This window comes from Arthrobacter sp. 10N44_2 (genome assembly GCF_056394385.1).
The window spans coordinates 591,382-607,385 of record NZ_JBFTHT010000001.1; the positions used below are offsets into that span (position 1 = coordinate 591,382).

At 67.6% G+C, this 16,004-nt stretch carries 16 protein-coding genes; 5 read left to right on the plus strand and 11 right to left on the minus strand.

Features of this window, described 5'->3' with window-relative positions:
• Window positions 1–39 precede the first annotated feature (39 nt).
• Together AC1DBX_RS02885 and AC1DBX_RS02890 are read right to left on the minus strand one after the other, a co-directional pair.
• Window positions 40–1,542: a tripartite tricarboxylate transporter permease gene (locus tag AC1DBX_RS02885; RefSeq protein WP_476931035.1), complete on the minus strand. Its 1,503-nt coding sequence runs from the start codon at window positions 1,540–1,542 to the stop codon at window positions 40–42.
• A gap of 2 nt (window positions 1,543–1,544) precedes the next feature.
• Complete coding sequence (locus tag AC1DBX_RS02890; RefSeq protein ID WP_476931036.1) at window positions 1,545–2,048, minus strand: tripartite tricarboxylate transporter TctB family protein; 504 nt, start codon at window positions 2,046–2,048, stop codon at window positions 1,545–1,547.
• A 122-nt stretch (window positions 2,049–2,170) separates the two neighbouring features.
• Between AC1DBX_RS02890 and AC1DBX_RS02895 the strand changes: the two genes are divergently transcribed.
• Window positions 2,171–2,974 (plus strand): IclR family transcriptional regulator, encoded by an 804-nt coding sequence (locus AC1DBX_RS02895; protein ID WP_476931037.1) that lies wholly within the window; start codon window positions 2,171–2,173, stop codon window positions 2,972–2,974.
• A gap of 196 nt (window positions 2,975–3,170) precedes the next feature.
• On the opposite strand, the gene AC1DBX_RS02900 is transcribed toward AC1DBX_RS02895, so the two are convergent.
• On the minus strand, window positions 3,171–4,325 hold the full coding sequence (locus AC1DBX_RS02900; RefSeq protein WP_476931046.1) for a thiolase family protein: 1,155 nt from the start codon (window positions 4,323–4,325) through the stop codon (window positions 3,171–3,173).
• Between the two features lie 118 nt (window positions 4,326–4,443).
• Window positions 4,444–5,856 carry a class I adenylate-forming enzyme family protein gene (locus tag AC1DBX_RS02905; protein ID WP_476872128.1) on the minus strand — a complete coding sequence of 471 codons (1,413 nt, stop codon included), beginning with the start codon at window positions 5,854–5,856 and terminating at the stop codon, window positions 4,444–4,446.
• A 58-nt stretch (window positions 5,857–5,914) separates the two neighbouring features.
• On the opposite strand from AC1DBX_RS02905, the gene ypfJ reads away from it, so the two are divergent.
• Entirely contained in the window at window positions 5,915–6,802 is an 888-nt protein-coding gene (gene ypfJ / locus AC1DBX_RS02910; RefSeq protein ID WP_476849629.1) for a KPN_02809 family neutral zinc metallopeptidase, read from the plus strand.
• Window positions 6,803–6,871: 69 nt separating this feature from the next.
• Here ypfJ and AC1DBX_RS02915 read toward each other — a convergent pair whose 3' ends face one another.
• From AC1DBX_RS02915 to AC1DBX_RS02945, 7 genes are all read right to left on the minus strand, one after another.
• The gene (locus tag AC1DBX_RS02915; RefSeq protein ID WP_476849628.1) at window positions 6,872–7,468 is read right to left on the minus strand and encodes a hypothetical protein; all 597 of its coding nucleotides are present in this window, start codon (window positions 7,466–7,468) and stop codon (window positions 6,872–6,874) included.
• Between the two features lie 181 nt (window positions 7,469–7,649).
• Entirely contained in the window at window positions 7,650–7,982 is a 333-nt protein-coding gene (locus AC1DBX_RS02920; protein ID WP_018772973.1) for a metal-sulfur cluster assembly factor, read from the minus strand.
• A 13-nt stretch (window positions 7,983–7,995) separates the two neighbouring features.
• A complete protein-coding gene (sufC, locus tag AC1DBX_RS02925) occupies window positions 7,996–8,793 on the minus strand; it encodes a Fe-S cluster assembly ATPase SufC (RefSeq protein ID WP_026537381.1) in 798 nt (265 codons plus the stop codon).
• A gap of 88 nt (window positions 8,794–8,881) precedes the next feature.
• On the minus strand, window positions 8,882–9,241 hold the full coding sequence (locus tag AC1DBX_RS02930) for a non-heme iron oxygenase ferredoxin subunit (protein WP_223917407.1): 360 nt from the start codon (window positions 9,239–9,241) through the stop codon (window positions 8,882–8,884).
• Window positions 9,242–9,272: 31 nt separating this feature from the next.
• Window positions 9,273–10,559, minus strand: a complete 1,287-nt coding sequence (gene sufD / locus AC1DBX_RS02935; RefSeq protein ID WP_476855926.1) for a Fe-S cluster assembly protein SufD — start codon at window positions 10,557–10,559, stop codon at window positions 9,273–9,275.
• The gene (gene sufB / locus AC1DBX_RS02940; RefSeq protein ID WP_223917411.1) at window positions 10,559–12,022 is read right to left on the minus strand and encodes a Fe-S cluster assembly protein SufB; all 1,464 of its coding nucleotides are present in this window, start codon (window positions 12,020–12,022) and stop codon (window positions 10,559–10,561) included. The genes sufD and sufB overlap by 1 nt, the downstream gene beginning before the upstream one ends.
• On the minus strand, window positions 12,022–12,885 hold the full coding sequence (locus AC1DBX_RS02945; protein WP_476858598.1) for a helix-turn-helix transcriptional regulator: 864 nt from the start codon (window positions 12,883–12,885) through the stop codon (window positions 12,022–12,024). Before AC1DBX_RS02945 ends, sufB begins: the two co-directional genes overlap by 1 nt.
• 171 nt (window positions 12,886–13,056) lie before the next feature.
• On the opposite strand from AC1DBX_RS02945, the gene AC1DBX_RS02950 reads away from it, so the two are divergent.
• Genes AC1DBX_RS02950 through AC1DBX_RS02960 form a run of 3 tightly spaced genes read left to right on the plus strand, consistent with a single transcriptional unit; the run spans window position 13,057 to window position 15,786 of the window.
• Window positions 13,057–14,025, plus strand: coding sequence for an ABC transporter ATP-binding protein (locus AC1DBX_RS02950; protein WP_476931038.1), 969 nt, complete (start codon window positions 13,057–13,059; stop codon window positions 14,023–14,025).
• Window positions 14,022–14,834: an ABC transporter permease gene (locus tag AC1DBX_RS02955; RefSeq protein WP_230008147.1), complete on the plus strand. Its 813-nt coding sequence runs from the start codon at window positions 14,022–14,024 to the stop codon at window positions 14,832–14,834. Before AC1DBX_RS02950 ends, AC1DBX_RS02955 begins: the two co-directional genes overlap by 4 nt.
• 7 nt (window positions 14,835–14,841) lie before the next feature.
• Complete coding sequence (locus AC1DBX_RS02960) at window positions 14,842–15,786, plus strand: COX15/CtaA family protein (RefSeq protein ID WP_476855929.1); 945 nt, start codon at window positions 14,842–14,844, stop codon at window positions 15,784–15,786.
• Window positions 15,787–16,004 lie beyond the last annotated feature (218 nt).

Here is a 16,004-nt window from a genome sequence, read left to right on the forward strand (position 1 = left end):
TTGGTGGCTGGTGGGTGTTTGGACGGTGTATTAGGAGGGTCAGGCTTCGGGATCCTCGGTGAGGGCCTTGGGTTTGCGGAACTTGAGCAGCGGGCTGCAGATGATCAGCACGCCGGCGCCGATCAGGACGGCGGAGATGGAGCGGCTGGTGAAGACGCTGAAGTCGCCTTGGGAGATTTCCAGGGATTCGCGTAGTGAGCGTTCCATCAGGGGGCCGAGCACCAGGGTGAGGACCATCGGTGCCAACGGGATGTCCAGGTTCCGCAGGGCCAGGCCGAGGAGACCGAACCCGATCATGACGAAGACGTCGAACACGCTGAAGTTGATGGTGTAGGCGCCGATGACCATGAACAGCAGGATCAGGGCGGTCAGGATCGGCGTGGGGACGCGCAGAATGGAGGTCCAAAGGCCGACCAGGGGGACGTTGAGCAGCAGCAGCAGCACGTTTCCGATGAAGAGGCTGGCGATGATGGCCCAGGCGATGTCGGAATGTTCGGTGAAGAGGCTGGGTCCGGGGGTCAGGCCCTGTTGCAGGAACGCGCCCATCAGCACGGCGATGGTCGGGGATGCGGGGATGCCGAGGGTGAAGAGCGGGATCAGGGCGGCATTGGCGTGGGCGTTGTTGGCGGTTTCGGGACCGGCGACGCCTTCGACTGCGCCCTTGCCGAGTTGGTGGCGGAAGCGGGAGAACTTCTTTTCCGCGGCATAGGACAGCAGGGACGAGACTGATCCGGTCATGCCGGGAATAAGGCCGAGTCCGAAGCCGACGCCGGTGCCCCGGGCCATGGCGGGGGCGCTGCGGCGCCATTCCGTCCGGGTGGGGAGCAGCGAGCGGAGTCCGGGGGCATGAACCAACGGAGTTTCCGCGTTCTTGCGGTGGGACAGGATTTCGGAGAGCCCGAAGACGCCGACAATGACGGCCACGAAACTAACGCCGTCCAGGAGCCGGTCCATCCCGAAGGTGAAGCGCGGGGCACCCGCAACGGGGTCGATGCCGACCATGGAGATCAGCAGGCCCAGGGCTCCGGAGATCAGGGCCTTGACCATGGATTTGCCAGCCAGGGCGACCAGCAGGGAGATGCCGACGACCATGAGGGCGAAGAACTCCGGCGGACCGACGAGCAGGCCCAGTTCGCCCAGGGGCTTAGCAGCAGCGACCAGTCCGATGGTGGCGATGGTTCCGCCGACGAAGGAACCTACTGCGGCCAGGGTCAGCGCCGCACCGGCCCTGCCGAGCTTGGTCATCGCGTAACCGTCGATGGTGGTGATCGCCGACGACGCCTCACCCGGAGTGTTCAAAAGGACACTGGTGATGGTTCCGCCGTACTGGGTGCCGTAGAAAATGGCGCACAGCATGATGATCGAACCGGTGGGGTCCAGGTTCAAAGTGAGCGGGATGAGCAGGGCTACACCGGCCACCGGGCCAACTCCGGGAAGGACCCCAATGATGGTGCCCAGCAGGCAGCCCAGGAAGGCGAAGATCAGATTTTGCCAGGTCATGGCGGCTGCGAAGCCGCCGAGCAGTTCGTTAAGTGTGTCCACGTCTATAGTCCGATCAGGTTCAGCGGAGCGAATGCCGAGACGGGGAGTGCGACGTTCAGCCCGTAGTTGAAGGCAAAGAACGCACCGACGCTTCCGGCAAGGGCGATGATCAGGGAGGACACCCAGGTCCGGCGGCCCCGCAGTTTCAGGTGATAGAGCAGGAACAGGAACATGCTCAGCTGAAAGCCCAGCAAATCCATGACGGACGCCACAAGCACAAGGCTGACCACGACCGCGATCACCAGACCCCTGTCGATCCCCTCGGCCCTCTCGCTCGGCCGGCGCAGCTCCTGGACCAGCCAGAGCGCCGACATCGCGACCAGCACCCCTCCCATGGCGAACGGGAACAGGCCGGGGCCTGGCCCCAACGACGTCCAGAGGCCGAGGCCGACCGAACTGACCAGAACATAGACGCCGACGGCGGTGAACGTGCCGATGCCCGCAAGCACCGACGGAGCGACGCGGATGGCGCGCTCGGGTTTAGTCAGTAGTGACTCCGTTGTCATCGTTTTCCTTCTTACGTTTCGCGATATTCTATTTCATAGAATGAAAGAACATTTCGTCTGAAGAAATAGTGACAGGAGACACAAACGCTGTCAAGCGCAGTGCAGTTACATAGAATGAAACAATGACAGTGACTTCGACACATTCGGCCGGCTCCGCTGAAGAGGGCGGCCCCAAGGCCGGGAACATGCGCTCCCTGTCCAGGTCTATGGAGGTTTTCGCCGAACTCCAACGTGCGGAGCGGCCCCAGCGCCTCAGTGACCTGGCCAGGACCTGCGGCATGAGCCTGCCGACGACGCTGCGGATCCTGCGGGTCCTTCAGGATTTCGGCATGGTCAGCCAGACGGACAAGTCCTACCGGATCGGCCCCGCGGTCCTGCCCGCGGCCCGGAGCTACCTGGAGAACGACCCCCTCGTGGTTGCCGCGCGGCCGATCCTCCAACAGGTGGCCTCGCAGACGGGACTCACGGCCTCGCTGTACACCAGGCTGGGCTTTGAAAGGATCCTCGTCGCACGTGTCGACGGCGACTCGCCCCTCCGCTATGACCTGCCGCTGGGTAAGCGGCTCCCCCTCACCGTCGGAGCGGCCGGGAAGATCCTGCTGGCCACCGTTTCCGATGCGGAACTCGGGCAAGTGGTAGCCGCGGCCGTCGCATCCGGCCATGAGGAGAGTACATTTACTGCCGACGAGCTCCGCGCACGCCTGCCTGAGCCCGGCGTCGATTACGCGTATTCGGCCGATGAGCGTGCCACCGGCGTGCTGTCGGTCGCCGTCGCTGTGCCGAACGGAACCCGACGCCCCAGTGAGTCCATGGCACTAACCAGCCCCGTTGAGTCAGCCACCGAAGCCGGCCTCGAGGCCGGCGTTCCTGAACTCCGGCGCGCCGCCAGCCGACTCTCAGAACTCTTGGAAGGGTCCGTCTACTAGGCACGGCCTCACCGCCACCACGCCACCACGTGCCCACTCCCCGTGCCCAAGAATGGGCATCTCCCTTCCCCGAGGCCGCGGCGGGGCATGCCCGCACCGGGCACAGGGACATGCCCTCCCCTGCCCGCCGCCAGTGGACATGCGGCCCAAATGTCCACCCCGCGCGGTGAAGAATGGGCATGTCCCCCTCCCGGGGTCAGGTCAGGCGCGCGTACCCCAGCAGCGCGGCCGTGCCCATGCCGCCTGCGATGCTGATCATCGCCAGGGAAAGCTGCCCCGGCTCCGGGGACCTGCGGGCCTGGAACAGCAGCCGGGTGACCAGTACCGCGCCCGAGGCTCCATAGGCGTGACCAAGGGCCAGGGCGCCGCCGTCGAGGTTGGCCTGGTCCGGGTCGATTCCCAACTGGTCAAAGCACGCGAGCGTCTGGGCCGCGAAGGCCTCGTTGAATTCCACCAGGCCCACGTCCGCAGCACTCAGTCCGTGCGCCGCCAGGAGCCGTTCGGTCGCAGCGGCCGCTCCGATGCCCAGCAGCTGCGGCGCCACCCCGGCAGTGTCGGTTCCCAGGACCAACAGCCCGTCGGCGGCGCCCAGCTGCCGGGCCCGCTCCATGGACGTGACGAGGACGGCGGCGGCACCGTCGGCGTCGAAACAGGAGTTACCGGCCGTGACCGTGCCGCCGCTGGCAAATACAGGCGGGAAACGGGCCATCAGGGCCGGGCCAAGACTCGGCCGCGGACCGTCGTCGGCTGCCGCGGACCCCCCGGAGCCGGCGGCGAGGGGCACGATTTCGGCGTCGAACGTCCCGGCGGCCGCGGCTGCCAGGGCGCGTTGGTGGCTGCGGAGCGCGAAGGCGTCCTGGCGTTTCCGGCTGATGCCGAAGCGGGCTGCGACGTTTTCGGCCGCCACGCCCATGTCGGGGTCGCCGAAGCTCAGCGGCACGAACTGGGCCCGGCTGTAGAAGTCCGGGCTGCCGTCGTCGTTGCGGTGGGCGCGGAGCGGAGCCGTGCTGATGCTCTCGACGCCGCCCGCGAGGTACAGGCCGCCGCCGCCCGCCGCGACCAGCCGGGAGGCCAGGACGATCGCGTCCAGACCCGAGCCGCATTGCCGGTCCACGGTGACGCCGGGGACGGTGACCGGCAGGCCCGCCTCCAGCGCGGCGAGCCGGGCCACGTTCCCGCCGCCGCCCACGGCGTTGCCGATCACGACGTCGGTCACGGATTGCCGGCCGGGGCCGGCGCCGGCATCGGCGAGCAGGCTGCGGAGCACCGGAGCCAGGAGTTCGTGAGCGCGCAGCTTCTTCAGGGCCCCGTTGGCCCGGCACAGCGGCGTCCGGCGCGCGGCGATGATCACCGGCTGCCTGTCCTCAGGCAGCAGCCCCGGGAAAGACAGCCCGGGAACAGACCGCCCGGGGAACGACGTCCCGCGGGTCGGCCGCCCGGGTGCTGCCGGCCCGCTGCCCGCGCGCGGCTCAGTCAAGACGCCGGATCCTGGGATCGTTCCGGGCCACCCAGTCCAGCAGCAGCTGCCGGCTGATTTTGCCGCGGTCCGTCAGGGGCAGCTCAGTCAGCACGAAGTACTCCAGGGGGCGCTTGTTCCGGGCCAGCACATCGTCGATCCCGGACCGCAGCTGGGTGGCGGTGACCGCCCCGTGCGAGGGCACGACGCCGGCCACGACGCGCTGGCCGCGAAGATCGTCAAGCATGCCGGCCGCCACGGCCGCCGCGACGCCCGGGACGGAGGCCAGCGCCATCTCGACCTCATGCGGGTAGACGTTGGTGCCGGCGGTGATGATCATGTCGGAGCGGCGGCCCAGCATGTGCAGGGTCCCGTCGGAGAGGTAGCCCTGGTCCCCCACGGTGTACCAGCCGTCGAAACAGCGCAGCGCCTGGCCGTCGTCACCCCACAGGTAGCCGTTGCTGACCATGCCGCTGCGGACGCAGATGTTGCCGTCGCTGCCGTCCGGGAGTTCGGCGCCGTCGTCGCCGAGGATGCGGATTTCGACGCCGGGAAAGGGCTTCCCGATGCCGGTCCCGCCCGGCTCGACGGGCTCGCCCGGGCGCAACCCGGCGCCCGAGACGAAGCTGAGCTCGGAGGCGCCGTAGTACTCGAAAATGGTCGCGTTGGGGGCCCAGCGCCGGGCCGCCTCCAGCGTCCGGGCGTCCAGCTTGGAACCGGCGCAGATGATGCTGCGGATGCCGGAGGCATCGACACCGCCGGTAAGGCCCCGCTCGCTGAGCAGCCGGAGCATGGTGGGCACCAGGACCAGGCGGGTAATGCCGTCGTGGCTGACGGCCGCGTGGGCGGCACCGACGTCGAAGTGGTCCAGGCTGTGGAACTCGGCGCCGGCATACAGGCATTCGGCGAGGGCATAGAGGTTCAGGCTTGCCGCGAGCGGCCCGGGAGCCAGGGACTTGTCGTCCTGCGTCAGTGCGAAGAATTCGATGGAGGCCTCGAAGGATTCCTGCCAGGACCGCCGCGAGCGGGTGAACGCCTTGGGCACCGAGGTGGTGCCGGACGTCAGGCCGACCAGGAACGAGGTCTCCGGCGGCCCGTCGACCAAGAACGGGTCCGGCCCGGGAACTGCACGCGCCGGACCCGTTTCCGACCCGGCGATGCGGGCGGTGATGCCGTCCTGGAGTTGCTGGGGCCAGGCCGGGTCCAACACGGCGCACTGCCGCTCACCAGCCACGGCCGCGGCGAACGCTATGGCGAAGTGGGTTGAATTTTGTTCGGACAGCACAGTGATGGCCGGCGCCGAGGGCACCAGGGCCGCCGCGTTGTCCCGCAGGGCAGACCAGCTGAGGTGCTCTCCGGACACGACGACGGCTGTCTCGTCGGGACGGTCATCGGCCCAGCGCTGGAGTCTGTCGAGAAAAGGCATCGAACCAACTTTAGCGTTGCCGGGCGCCGCGGCTGCGTGTGCGGGATATTGTGACTCCATGAGCTTTAACGACAACGCCCCGCTGGACCCGTCACAAGTCCAGGACCGTCGCGGGATGGGCCGCGGCCCGATGATCGGCGGCGGGATCGGCGGCGGCATCATCCTGCTGCTGGCAGCCCTCTTTGGCATCAACCCCCAGCTTCTCGAGGGTCTGGCCGGCACCGTCCAGGAGCCCCAGTCGCAGAGCCAGGGCTCTGCCCCCGCCTGCCAGACCGGCGCTGACGCCGACGCCCGCCTCGACTGCAGGATCACCGGCACGGTGAACAGCCTGAACGCCTTCTGGCCGGCCTATCTGTCGCAGTACAACACCAAGTACCCGCGGCCGAAGGCCGTGATCTTCACCGGCGGAACCAACACCGGCTGCGGCGCCGCCACCTCGGACGTGGGGCCGTTCTACTGCCCCGTGGACACCACGGCGTACTTCGATCCCGGCTTCTTCCAGGAGCTGGTGGACCGGTTTGGCTCCTCAGGCGGTCCCCTGGCGCAGGAATATGTGGTGGCCCACGAATTCGGCCACCACGTCCAGAACCTGCTTGGCGACCTCGACCGGGCGCAACAGGATCCGCAGGGCCCCGGCTCCGGGGGTGTCCGGGTTGAGCTCCAGGCCGACTGCTACGCAGGGCTGTGGGCCCACTATGCAACGACGCAGGCGGATCCCAAGACCGGCCAGCCCTATCTCGACCCCTTCACTGACCAGGACGTGAAGGACGCCCTGTCGGCGGCCTCCGCCGTCGGTGATGACCGCATCCAGAAGGCCGCCACGGGCCGCGTCTCACCGGAGGCATGGACCCATGGCTCAAGTGCCCAGCGGCAGAAGTGGTTCTACCAGGGGTACACCACCGGGGACATCAACAAGTGCGACACGTTCGCGGTGGCAACGCCTTAGCCCCACCCCCTGGCCCCAGCCCCCTGGCCCCAACCCTTCGGCCCAACTCTCGGGCCTAAACCCGAGGCCTCACCCGCGCTGCCGGCGCCGGATCGGGACCTCGACGTAGCTGAGGAATCCGGCGTGGCCCAGGTGCCGGTGCTTTGCGTGCCACACGGGCCGGTATTGGTGCCCGAAGGGGTCGGTCACGAGGACCGATTCCAGCCGGTCGTTTCCGGCCAGGAGGCGGTCGACGTCGGCCAGCGCATTGCGCCGCGTCGCCAGACCGTCGATGTCCAGGCTCCAAAGTCCCAGCTCAGCATCTGTTCCGCGTTCCAGCTGCAGCGTCTCGAACAGTCCGGCCACGAGCCCGGCGAGCCCGACGGGGTCAACCCGTTGCAGCCGGAGGGACTCGGGATGCACGTCACGCGCCTCGGCGAGGGCCTGGCGCAGCCAGTGGAACTCCACCGATCCCAGGGGCGGTCCCATGCGCAGGTGGCGGTTCTCGTCCAGCTCCAGCCGGTAGGTAGTGGCGCTGCGGTCCATGATGCACGGAGCTTCGCCGACATATTCGAAGTCGGCCAGCAGGGCTTCCCGGGACCGGTAGTAGGAGAACTCGCCGCTGTCCTCGACCACCACGAAGTCCTTGCCGGCATCGGAGGGCCGCGGCGGTGGCGTGGCATCCATTCCCGTGTGCCTCCTGTTCGACGGCGTGCCCGGCCCGAAGCGTGTGGACCCGTTGTCTTTATCAGACCACCGCCGGGACGATATGGGAACGGCGGCGGGAACGCCGGGACGAAATGACGACGGCGGCCCCGCCTCAATGAGGTGGGGCCGCCGTCGGCGTAATTAGGGAGGCGGTGGGGACCTAGATGTTGAAGCCCAGGGCGCGCATCTGGTCGCGGCCGTCCTCGGTGATCCGTTCCGGACCCCATGGCGGCATCCACACCCAGTTGAGCCGCCAGTCGTCGACGATCCCGTCCAGGGCCTTGCCGACCTGCTCCTCGATCACGTCGGTGAGCGGGCAGGCGGCGGTGGTGAGGGTCATGTCGATCAGCAGGGCGCCGTCGTCGTCCGAGTACTTCAGACCGTACAGCAGGCCCAGATCAACGATGTTCACCCCGAGTTCCGGGTCGATCACATCCTTGAGCGCCTCTTCGACATCCTCGAGGCCCGTGCGGGCCACATTGAGTTCGGTCATTGCGGAGTCCTAACTACGCCTGGGCTGCAGCCGAGGCGGCAGCGATGGTGGCCGCCCCTGCGCCGGTGGCGTAGCGGTCGTAGCCTTCGTCTTCGAGGCGGTCGGCGAGCTCCGGGCCGCCCTCTTCCACAACCTGGCCATCGACGAACACGTGCACGAAGTCCGGCTTGATGTAGCGCAGGATCCGGGTGTAGTGCGTGATGAGCAGGGTGCCCATGTTGCCTTCGCCGTGGGCGCGGTTGACGCCCTCGGAGACAACCTTGAGCGCGTCGACGTCCAGGCCGGAGTCGGTCTCGTCGAGGATGGCGAACTTCGGCTTGAAGAGCTCGAGCTGGAGGATCTCGACGCGCTTCTTCTCGCCGCCGGAGAAGCCTTCGTTGACGTTGCGCTGGGTGAAGTCGGCGTCGATGCGCAGCTGCGCCATGGCGGCCTTGACGTCCTTGGTCCACGTGCGCAGCTTGGGGGCTTCGCCGTCGATCGCGGTCTTGGCGGTGCGCAGGAAGTTGGTCATGCTCACGCCCGGGACCTCGACGGGGTACTGCATGGCGAGGAACAGGCCGGCGCGGGCGCGCTCGTCGACGCTCATGGCGAGGACGTCTTCACCGTCGAGGGTGATCGTGCCGGAGGTGACGTTGTAGCGCGGGTGCCCGGCGATGGTGGACGCCAGCGTGGACTTGCCGGAGCCGTTGGGGCCCATGATGGCGTGCGTCTCGCCGGTCCTGATGGTCAGGCTGACGCCCTTCAGGATTTCCTTGGTGCCCTGCTCGGTGTCAATGCTGACGTGCAGGTCCTTGATCTCAAGAGTCGACATGTGTCTTGTTCTCCTCTGCACCGTGCCCTCGGCACTGTGCGTTTTCTTGGCGATAAGTTTTCTTGTGCGGGTTGCCGGCTGCAGGCAGCTAGCTGAAGTTGGGAGCCTCGGCGCCGTTCAGGACGTTGGTGAAGTCCACGTAGACCTCGTCATCCAGGACGGTCACGGCAAACACGGGAACGGGATCATAGGCCGGCAGCTGGAGCGGCTCGCCGCTGCGCAGGTCGAACTGGGAGCCGTGGCCCCAGCACTCGATCTTGCAGCCTTCGACTTCTCCTTCGGAGAGCGAAATGTCCGCGTGCGAGCAGGTGTCGCCGATGGCGTGGATCTCCCCCATCGAGTCCTTCACGATCGCTACCGGGTAGTCGTCGATCAGGATCCGCAGCGCCTGCTTGAGTTGGATCTCGCTGGCGTTGCAGACTAGCTCGCCCTTTGGCTGTTCAGTCATTGATGTCGTCCGTGTTCTCTGGTGCTGCGCACTAGTGGTTGGTCGCCGCGAGTTCGCGCTCGACGGCTTCCGTGAGGCGCTCTTCGATGGCCGGAACGTTGATCTTCTGGATGATCTCGTTCAGGAACCCGCGGACCACCAGGCGGCGGGCCACCTCTTCCGGGATGCCACGGGCCATCAGGTAGAACAGGTGCTGATCATCGAATCGTCCGGTGGCGCTGGCGTGGCCGGCGCCGGCGATCAGGCCGGTCTCAATCTCAAGGTTCGGCACGGAATCGGCGCGGGCACCGTCGGTCAGGACCAGGTTGCGGTTGGCCTCGTAGGTGTCGGTGCCTTCTGCTTCCTTGCGGATCAGAACGTCACCGACCCACACGGTGTGCGCGTTGCGGCCCTGCAGGGCGCCCTTGTATAGGACGTTGGACTTGCAGTTGGCCACGGCGTGGTCTACGAACAGGCGCTGCTCGAGGTGCTGGCCGGCGTCGGCGAAGTACAGGCCGAACAGTTCCACTTCGGCGCCCGGGGCGGTGAAGCGTGCCGAAGGCGTGACCCGCACGAGGTCGCCGCCGAGGCTGACGACGATGTGCTTGAACTTCGCGTCGCGGCCGAGCTTCGCCTGCTGGGAGGAGGCGTGGACGGCGTCGTCGTTCCATTCCTGGAGCGAGATGACGGTCAGCTGCGCGCCGTCCTCAACGAGGATTTCGATGTTTTCCGAGACGACGGCGGTGCCCTGGTGGTCCAGGACGACGACGGACTTGGAGAACTTTTCCGCGACGATCACGACGTGCTGCGCGGAAGCTTCGGTGCCCTGGCCGGTCAGCAGCACGCTGACCTCGCCCTCCACCTCGACCTCGGACGGGACCGTGATGACGGTGGCCTCGGCGAAGTTCTCCCAGGCGTTCGCGGAGACGCGGTCCTCGGGGATGGCGGCGGAGCCGATCCGGCGGTCGTCACGGCCGACGGTCTCGACCCTGACGCTGTCCGGAGCGGTGACGCTCACGGCCGGCGCCGCACCGGTGAGGACCTCGGTGTGCAGGCCGCGGAGGCGCTTGAGCGGGGTGAAGCGCCAGTCCTCCTCCATGCCGGTCAGCGGTTTGAAGTCCGCCAGCTTGTAGGAGGTCAGGCGGCCGGCGCGTGAGCTGTCCGGTACGCCGACGCCGCCGCCGTGCGAGTGGCGCTTGACGGCTTCGCCGGCCAGCGGCGCCTTGGACTCCGCGGCGTTCAGCGGTGAGAGGCTTTCGCCTTCCTCGGTGAAGCCGTTGATGAACGGCTGGGCTGAGGGCGCGCCGATGCGGGCCTTTTCAGTAGTGATGTCAGTCATTAACCGACCGATCCTTCCATCTGCAGTTCAATCAGTCGGTTCAGCTCGAGGGCGTATTCCATCGGCAGTTCGCGGGCAATCGGCTCGATGAAGCCGCGGACGATCATCGCCATGGCCTCGTCTTCGCGCATGCCGCGGGACATCAGGTAGAACAGCTGCTCTTCGCTGACCCGCGAGACCGTGGCCTCGTGGCCCATCGTGACGTCGTCCTCGCGGATGTCGATGTACGGGTAGGTATCCGACCGGCTGATGGTGTCCACCAGGAGGGCGTCGCAGCGGACCGTGTTGGCCGAGTGCTTGGCGCCTTCGCGGACCTGGACCAGGCCGCGGTAGGCAGCACGGCCGCCGCCGCGGGCCACGGACTTGGAGATGATCGAGCTCTTGGTGTTGGGCGCGATGTGGACCATCTTGGAGCCGGTGTCCTGGTGCTGGCCTTCGCCGGCGAACGCGATGGACAGGGTCTCGCCCTTGGCGCCTTCGCCCACGAGGTAGACGGCCGGGTACTTCATGGTGACCTTGGAGCCGATGTTGCCATCGATCCACTCCATGGTGGCGCCCTCTTCGCAGATGGCGCGCTTGGTGACCAGGTTGTACACATTGGTAGACCAGTTCTGGATGGTCGTGTAGCGGACGCGGGCGCCCTTCTTCACGATGATTTCCACGACGGCGGAGTGCAGCGAGTCCGAGGTGTAGATCGGCGCGGTGCAGCCTTCGATGTAGTGGACGTAGGAGTCCTCGTCGGCGATGATCAGCGTGCGCTCGAACTGGCCCATGTTTTCCGTGTTGATGCGGAAGTAGGCCTGCAGCGGGATGTCCACGTGGACGCCCTTGGGCACGTACACGAAGGAACCGCCGGACCAGACGGCCGTGTTCAGCGACGCGAACTTGTTATCGCCCACCGGGATGATGGTGCCGAAGTACTCCTGGAAGATTTCCGGGTGTTCGCGCAGCGCGGTGTCGGTGTCCAGGAAGATGACGCCCTGGGCTTCCAGGTCCTCGCGGATCTGGTGGTAGACCACTTCAGACTCGTACTGGGCGGCGACGCCGGAGACGAGGCGGCTGCGCTCGGCTTCCGGGATGCCCAGCTTCTCGTAGGTGTTCCGGATGTCCTCGGGCAGGTCCTCCCAGGTGGCGGCCTGCTTCTCGGTGGAGCGCACGAAGTACTTGATGTTGTCGAAGTCGATGCCGGACAGGTCCGCGCCCCAGGTGGGCATGGGCTTGCGGTCGAAGTACTTCAGGCCCTTGAGCCGGAGGTCGAGCATCCATTCCGGCTCGTTCTTCTTGGCCGAAATATCGCGAACAACGTCCTCATTGATGCCGCGGCGGGCGTTGGCCCCGACGTCGTTCTTGTCGGCCCAGCCGTACTCATAGGTGCCAATTCCGTGGAGCTCGGGATTCTTTTCCAGAATCTCCGAAATCACAGTAGAGTCAGCAACCTTCTTCTCTGATAGTTGGTCCGTCATCACGGCCTTTCTTGGAGATGGTTGGATACTTCGTCCGGGTTGACCGGTGCAGCGGGACTGGGAGTCCCGACGGCGGCCGGACGGCCCGTAGGTATGTGGGTGGTGCAGACGTGCCCGCCGCGCGCCAGGGTGGACAGCCGGCGCACATCGACGCCGACCAGCCGGGAGAACACTTCGGTCTCCACGTCGCAGAACACGGGGAACTGGGCAGCCAGGTGCTGGATGGGGCAGTGCCCCTGGCAGAGCTGGACGCTGGAGAGCGCCGCCGGGAGCGGGGCCTTGGCTTCGATCGACTGCGCCGAGGCGACGAACCCGTCGCGGCTCAGCGCCGCGGAGAGAGCCTGGGCGCGGGCCGTGATGTCCGGTCCGGCCTGCTCGATCTCCGGTGCGTAGCGGCGCTCCATGTCGGCGAACCGCTCGACGGCGAACTGCCGCACGGCCTCGGGGCCGGCCGCCTCGCCGAGCCGGCGCAGCGCCACGGAGGCGATGTCGAGGTAGTCGTTGCCCAGGTTCGACTGGCCCTGGGAGCTCAGGACGTAGCGGCGGGCGGGCCGTCCGGCGCCGGCACCGGCGCGGGCAACCCGCTTGACCTCAATCACTCCGGTGCGCGCGAGGTGGTCCAGGTGGCGGCGCACGGCGGCCGGAGTGAAGCCCAGGAGGTCGCCGAGTTCGGCCGCGCTGATGGGTCCGTGCTCCAGCACCGCGTTCAGGACGCGGTCACGCGTGCGCTCTTCGGCGTCGTGCGTGTGGGTGCCGGCAGCCGCGGGAACGGCGTCCGGAACGGCCGCCACGTGTACCCGGGCAGGCCGGACGCGCGCGGCGCCGCGCCCGGACGGGACTGCGGACGCAGCGGCTCCGGACACAGGGCCTCCGGACACAGCTGCTCCAGACACAGCGGCTCCGGACACAAGGGGGCTCATGGAATACACAACACAATCATGTCGTAATTTAGTCCGGCATTCCAGTAAGGCATGGCTTGCCTGCGGGACGCCCCCTCCGGGGAGCCGACGTACTACATCGCGTAGAATGCTGTGGTGCGATCTCCCGAATCCCCCGTTCTGACCATCAGCGGGCTTGTCAAGGATGTTGGTCCACTGCCCACCCTCGACGGCAAGATGCTGCGCGTGGTCAGCGGCCTTTCCCTCATCGCCGAACGCGGCCAAGTCACGGCCCTGCTCGGCGCCAATGGCGCGGGCAAGACCACCACCATCGAATGCGCCCAGGGGCTGCAAAAGCGCACCGCCGGCGCCATCAGCCTACTCGGCCACGATCCGGATTCGGCCGGCGCGGGCCTCCGCGCCCGGGTGGGCGTGATGCTGCAGGACGGCGGCCTGCCGCCGTCGGCCCGGCCCATCCCCCTGCTGCGGCACATCGCCGGCATGTACCAGGACCCGTGGCCGGTGGATGAACTCATCGGCCGCCTGGGCATCGACTCCTTCGGCCGCACCAACGTGCGGCGCCTGTCCGGCGGGCAGAAACAGCGCCTCGCCCTGGCCGCGGCGCTGGTCGGCAATCCGGAGGTCCTGTTCCTCGACGAGCCCAGCGCGGGCCTCGACCCGCAGTCCCGCCAAATGGTCTTCGATCTCATCTCCGAACTGCGGAACAGCGGCATGGGCATCATCCTGACGACGCACCTGATGGACGACGCCCAGCGGCTGGCGGACTACGTCTACATCATCGACGCCGGCCGCAACGTCGCCGAGGGCACCGTCGCCCAGCTCCTGCGCCACCAGCTCCCGGCGGGCGACGCGTCGCAGCACATACGCACCTTGTTGTTCGAAACCGAACCAGGCCTGGACTTCGCCGGCGTGCTGCCCGACGGCGTCGACGTCACCGAGGCGCGGGCCGGCAGTTACGCCGTGACCGGAGCCCTGACCCCCGCCGACCTCGCCGCGATCACCGCGTGGTGGGCCCAGCGCGGAATCATGCCCAGCTCCCTGAGCCTTGAAGCGCGCAGCCTCGAGGACGTCTTCCTGGACATCTCCGGAAGGGAGATCCGATGAACCGCGTAACAGGTGGTGCCCCGCTGGAGAGCGCACGCCGTGCCGGCGCGCCCCCCGCCGCGCATGGCAGCGCGCCCGCTTCCCTGCTGCGCCGCATCCTGCTGCAGGGGCAGTACGAAACAGTCACCATGCTCAGGAACGGCGAGCAGCTGATCCTCGCGATCGTGCTGCCGCTGCTGGCCATGGTCGGGCTGACCGTGACGCCGCTGCTGGACGGGCTCGGTTCGAGCCGCATCAATGTCGCCGTCCCCGGCATCCTGGCCCTGTGCGCCATGTCCACGGCCTTCACCGGGCAGGGCATCTCCACCGGCTTCGACCGCCGCTACGGCGTCCTGCGCTTTCTTTCCACGACACCCCTGGGCCGCACCGGCCTGATTGCGGGGAAGGTCCTGGCCGTCCTGGCGGTGCTGTTCCTGCAGGTGCTCATCGTGACCGCGGTGGCCGTGCTGCTGGGCTGGCAGCCCAATCCCGCGGGCTGGCTGCCCGGGCTGGCCATCCTGATCCTCGGCGCCGCCGCCTTCACGGCACTCGGGCTGCTGGTCGCCGGGACGGTCCGGCCGGAGGCGACCCTGGCCATCACCAACCTGCTCTGGATCCTGCTCGGCGCGCTGGGCGGAATCGTGATTCCGGCCGAACGGCTCCCGGCGCTGGCCCAGGCTGTGGTGCATTTCCTCCCCTCCGGCGCGCTGGGCCAGGCGCTGAGGGATGCTTTCCTGTACGGCAGCGTCAATGGTGCCGCCGTTCTTGTCCTGCTGCTCTGGACGGCGATCGCCGGCGGCGCAGCAACCCGTTGGTTTAAGTGGAATTGAGAAAACTGTGAGCACGGCGTCACGAACTCCCCGGATTGTCTCCGGAATCACCTCCCGGCTGCCAGTCCGCGTCGATAAGACGATCAGGCGGCTGGCCGTGCTGTCCCTCATTGGCCAGATCGTCCTGGTGGTGACCGGAGGTGCCGTCCGCCTGACGGCCTCGGGCCTTGGCTGCCCCACGTGGCCGCGCTGCACGGAGGGATCCCTGACGACCACCCCGGAAATGGGGATGCACGGAATCATCGAATTCGGCAACCGGCTCCTGACGTTTGCGCTGGCGGCCGTCGCCGTGATGATGCTGGTCTATCTGTGGAACCTCCGCAAGGAGCGCCGCGACCTCTTCCTGCTGGCCCTCGGCCTGCTCGCCAGCATCCCGGCCCAGGCCGTCATCGGCGGCATCACGGTGCTGACCCAGCTGAACCCATGGGTCGTAGGCCTGCACTTCCTCGTGTCCATGGCCCTCGTGGTCCTGGCGACCCTTCTGGTGAACCGGGCGTACGGCCGCACGGGCAAGGCCCGGACCGTGCAGCTTCCCGCCCTGCCGGGCGTTGCCCGCCCGGTGATGACCGCCGTCGCGGTCCTCTCCGCCGTCGCGGTCTGCCTCGGTGTGGTGGTGACCGGCGCCGGTCCGCATGCCGGGGACGCGAACGCCCCGCGCAACGACCTCGACTGGGACCTGTTCGCGCACATCCACGCCGTGCCCGCCTACCTGGTGACCGCTGGCGCGCTGTTCGCGTTGGTCCTTGTGGTCCGCGGGCGGATTCGGGGGCCGTTCCGCTCCGCGGTGTTCATGCTCCTGGGCGTCACGGTGCTGCAGGCCGCAATCGGCTTCACGCAGTACTACAACGGCATCCCGGCGCTGCTCGTCGGCGCTCACATGCTGGCGGCGGCACTGCTGATGAGCGCGGCGACCAACGCCGCGGACCTCGCCCGCTACAGCCCGGTGGACTAACCGGTGGACTAATCAGCCGCAGCACCCCTGAACAAAGCATCGCGGGGTCACTTACCGCCCTTCCGGCACGCGCAAAGTCATACGGTCGTTGCAACATTCTGGTTTTGGAGGTTGCGATGCCGAGTGGTTATCGGGCGCCCGATGCGCTGAAGGATGAGTTTTTCTCCCTGGTCCGGCAGGGGGTGTCGGTCAAGGAAGCCTCTGCCCGGATCGGGGTG